This window comes from Dietzia sp. B19, assembly GCF_014145155.1.
GTDB lineage: Bacteria > Actinomycetota > Actinomycetes > Mycobacteriales > Mycobacteriaceae > Dietzia > Dietzia natronolimnaea.
This window is the reverse complement of the sequence record NZ_JAALED010000172.1, coordinates 1-3,918: the sequence shown is the minus strand read 5'-3', so window position 1 is coordinate 3,918 and position 3,918 is coordinate 1. Positions and strand designations below refer to the sequence as shown.

The window sequence follows — 3,918 nt, the reverse complement described above, 5'->3', positions numbered from 1 at the left end:
GCAACGCTGGCGCGGGGAACGCCGGCGCGGGAAACGCCGGCGCGGGTGGCAACGGCGCCTGCGACGACGACGGGGTTCGGGTGGAGTTCACCCGCACCGGCGAGGCGGCGCTGCAGGCCCTACTGGACATGCTCGTCACCAGCGACGGAGCCAGCTTCGAGAAGGTCGACCCCCGTATCGGCGCCGCCGACGACGCCCGCCGCGCCCTGAGGTACCGGCCCGGTGCCGAGTTGGCCCGCCGCATCAGGCTGCGCGACGGTACCTGCCGCCATCCCGGCTGTGCGGTTCCGGCCGATGACTGCGACATCGATCATGTCCGCCCCTTCGACCACGCCGACCCCGCCCGCGGCGGACCCACTGAAGAGTGCAATCTGATGTGTCTGTGTCGGCGCCATCACCGGTTCAAAACGTTCTCCGACTGGATCTACGACCTGGCGCCCGATGGCACCCTCACCGTCATCACACCGGACGGGGCGACCATGACGACCCGACCATCCGGGCCGCTCGGGGTCTACCGCCGCGAGCACGCCCGCAATGAATCCCGCGCCTGGGACAGACAACAACAGCGCAACCCGGACCCGACCACCACAGGAGGGGAGACGCGCCCGGAGCCCACCTACTGGACTCGCCGTGCGGCCCGCCTGAGCGCCGAGCGTGCCCGCGCAACCGGCCCGGTCGACACCCGGCCCGGCGGCCAGAGCCGCTGGTGGAAGCGCAACGCACCGGTCTTCAGCACGGTCGAACACGAGGTCGAGGCCCTGCTCGATGACATCCTCGACCCGCCTCCCTTCTGACCCGCCTTCCTTCTGACCCGTCGCCTCTCCGGCGCGGGCGGGCGGGAGAACCCGTCAGACGAACCTGCGGCTGACCTTCTCCGGCAGAAGCGTCAGCAGTGGGCCGATCGCCTTCCAGGGCTTGGCCGGGACGAGCGCACGAGTGGGCTCGGCGTCAATCGTCCTGACCAGCGCGTCGACGCCCTCGTCGAATTCGGTCATCAGCGAGGTCTTGACCGACCGGTTGATGTCGGTGCGGATGTACCCGGGAAGGATGTCGGTGACCTTGATGCGGCTGCCGGCGCTGTCGAGCTCGGCGTGCAGACCCTGCGCCAGCGAGGAGACGAACGCCTTGGTGGCGCCGTACGTGTTCTGGGCCTTGGGCATGCCGCGCAGCGAGCTCACGGACGAGATGAACACCAGGTGCCCCTCGCCCCGTGCGTGCATCAGCTCCATCGCGGCCTCGGCCTGGTTGAGGGTGCCGATCACGTTGACCATGGCCGTCTCCCGGTTGGCGTGCGCCTTCCCCGTACCGATGGACGCCCCCTTGCCCAGTCCTGCGTTGAGGACGAAGCGGTCGATCCCGCCGAGCTCCGCGTCGAGCTCGCCGAACACCCTCTCCACCGCGTCGCCGTCGGCCACGTCGAGCTCGCGGACCGCCACCGTGATCGACGGGTTGGCCGCCAGCAACTCGGCGCGGAGTTCCTGGAGCCGGTCGAGACGCCGGGCGCACAGCGCCAGATTCCTGCCCTGTGCGGCCCAGCGACGGGCCATGCCCTCGCCGAGACCCGCGCTGGCGCCGGTGATCAGGATCGTGTTGCGGTCGGTCACAGCTTCTCCTCCGTTGGCGATGGCCCCAGTGTGGCACGCGCCGGCTGACACGACGGGCAGCGGTAGGCGATGCGATCGAGTGAATCGCTCGGCTCGTCCGGGTCGGCGAGACCACCCAGTCGGAACGTCTCCACCTCGGTCCCGCACCTGCGGCACGGCTTGCCGTCCCGCCCGTACACCCACAACTCCCGCCCGCGTCGCGTGTCCCCGGTGGTCACCCGGACCGCGCGATCGGCGTTGGCGAGGAGCATCCGCCGGGCGAGCACGACCACGGCGCGCAGATCAGGCACCGACTCCACCGGCTCCCGCGGGTCGAGGCCCCGCAGGAAACACAGTTCGGCGCGGTACACGGTGCCGATGCCGGCGAGATTGCGCTGGTCCAAGAGTGCCTCCCCGATCGTCCGGGACGGCCGCTCGCCGATCCGCCGGAGCACCTCCGCGACGCTGGCGTCCGGGTCCCAGTCCCGCCCCAGCAGGTCGGGACCGAGATGCTCGACCGCCCTGTCGGCCTCGGCGGGATCCAGCGCGCGCAGTAACCCGAGCTCGGTGCCCACCACCTCGACGTCGTCGGCGCGCAGGAGCATCCGGACGGTGTACGCGGGGAACCGCCACCGCTCCCCCGCCTTGTGGATGTGGATGCGGCCTTCCATCTTCAGGTGGATATGGAGGGTGACCGGGTCCCGACCCTGCGCGTCGGGGCCGACGACGACGAAGAGGTGCTTCCCCCGGGACCGGGCGGCCACCACGGTCCTGCCCCGCAGATCCACGGCCGCGAACCTGGGAACCCGGAGCTCGGTCCTGTCCAGGGTCCGCCCGGCCAGCGCACGGTGGACCTTCGCGGCCGCCCTGTAGACGGAATCGCCCTCCGGCACCGTTGACTCCTCTGCCCGCTGTCCGATCTACCGCTCTCCGAGTGTGCGCACCATGGTGCCCTGAACCGCCCCGGGCTGCCGGGTTCACCATCCCGGTTGTCGACACTCCACGACGCCGGCGGTCTCGAGCTGCACTGTCGCATGCTCGATGCCGTGGCCCTCCCGCAGGACGCGTCGCGCCTCGTCGAGGACTCCGGAGTGGGGCACTCCGGGGGCGGTCACGAGGTGGACGGTCCCCACGTCCATCCCCGAGGTCAGCGTCCACAGATGCAGGTCGTGCACCTCCTCGACGCCGCGTACCGACGCGAGTTCGGACTCCACCGCTGCGGGGTCGACCCCGGCGGGCGCGTGCTGGGCGAGCACCGTGACGACCTGTCTACCGAGCATGACCGCGCGGACGACGATGAACACGGCGATCGCCACGGCCACCACGAGGTCCCACACCGTCGAACCCGTCGCGCGGATGAGCAGTGCGGCCGCGATCACCCCCACCGATCCGGCCGCGTCGGCCATCACCTCGAGATACGCCCCCCGCACCGCGAGACTCTCGGAGGATCCACTGCGCAGAAGGAGCAGCGAGATGATGTTGACGACCAACCCCAGTCCGCCGACGAGCAACATGGTTCCGGTGGCGACGGGGGCGTCCGACCCGAGCCGCCTGAACGCCTCGACAAGCACGTAGACGCCCATGCCGGACATGATGAGCACCGCCAGACCGGAGGCGAAGATCTCCACGCGATAATGGCCGAACGTGCGTCTCCCGGAACGGTCCGGCCGTGCCGCGATCACCGTCGCCGCGAGCGCCGCGCCCAGCGCCACCACGTCCGCCGCCATGTGGCCGGCGTCGGAGAGCAGGGCCAGGGAGCCGGAGATGAGGCCCGCGACCAGCTCGACCACGAAGAACACCACGGTCAGAACGAAGGCGCACGCCAGTCTGATCCGATACCGCGCGCCGGCGTGACCGGTCGGGCGGGCGTGGCCGGAGCTGTGCGCGTGACCGGAGCTGTGCGCAGGGCTCCCGTGTGCGTGCCCGACCCCCATCTGATTCCCCTCCCGCTGACATATGCATTGATGCGCATATCTTAACTCGTCAGAACGGTTCACTCAACGCCGGATGCGCAGCCCCTTCGGGGTGGCACCGAACCCGGCGTTCTCGAAGGCGGCCGCGACGGGCGAGGTGTGGACGGGTTCGCCGGCGAGGGTGGTGACGGTCAGCGGGCCGACGGCACCTGATCGCACGACTGCGGCCAGCGCGGACGCGGCGAGCGGCACGGCCTCGGCCCGGTCGTCCAGCACGAGGACGGTCCGGCCGCCGCGTTCGACGAACAGGACACACAGCCCGTCGACCAGCACGACGAGCGCACCGGCCTTCCTGCCGGGACGGTGCCCAGATCCGCCCTCCGCAGAAGGTGGCCAGGGCAGCGCGGCGCCGTACGGGTTGG

General features: G+C 70.8%; 5 protein-coding genes. 1 reads left to right on the top strand and 4 read right to left on the bottom strand.

What is annotated here, in order from left to right:
- Nucleotides 1-794: HNH endonuclease signature motif containing protein (locus G6020_RS06050; protein ID WP_182609997.1), on the top strand; the 794-nt coding region annotated here is incomplete at its 5' end.
- A gap of 54 nt (nt 795-848) precedes the next feature.
- On the opposite strand, the gene G6020_RS06045 is transcribed toward G6020_RS06050, so the two are convergent.
- The 4 genes from G6020_RS06045 to G6020_RS06030 form a co-directional block, all read right to left on the bottom strand.
- Nucleotides 849-1,604 carry an SDR family oxidoreductase gene (locus tag G6020_RS06045; RefSeq protein ID WP_179525869.1) on the bottom strand — a complete coding sequence of 252 codons (756 nt, stop codon included), beginning with the start codon at nt 1,602-1,604 and terminating at the stop codon, nt 849-851.
- Nucleotides 1,601-2,476 carry a DNA-formamidopyrimidine glycosylase family protein gene (locus G6020_RS06040; RefSeq protein WP_179525870.1) on the bottom strand — a complete coding sequence of 292 codons (876 nt, stop codon included), beginning with the start codon at nt 2,474-2,476 and terminating at the stop codon, nt 1,601-1,603. The genes G6020_RS06045 and G6020_RS06040 overlap by 4 nt, the downstream gene beginning before the upstream one ends.
- A gap of 84 nt (nt 2,477-2,560) precedes the next feature.
- Nucleotides 2,561-3,517, bottom strand: coding sequence for a cation diffusion facilitator family transporter (locus G6020_RS06035; RefSeq protein ID WP_182609996.1), 957 nt, complete (start codon nt 3,515-3,517; stop codon nt 2,561-2,563).
- Between the two features lie 63 nt (nt 3,518-3,580).
- Nucleotides 3,581-3,918 (bottom strand): hypothetical protein (locus tag G6020_RS06030; protein WP_182609995.1); only part of this gene is annotated, 338 nt, incomplete at its 5' end.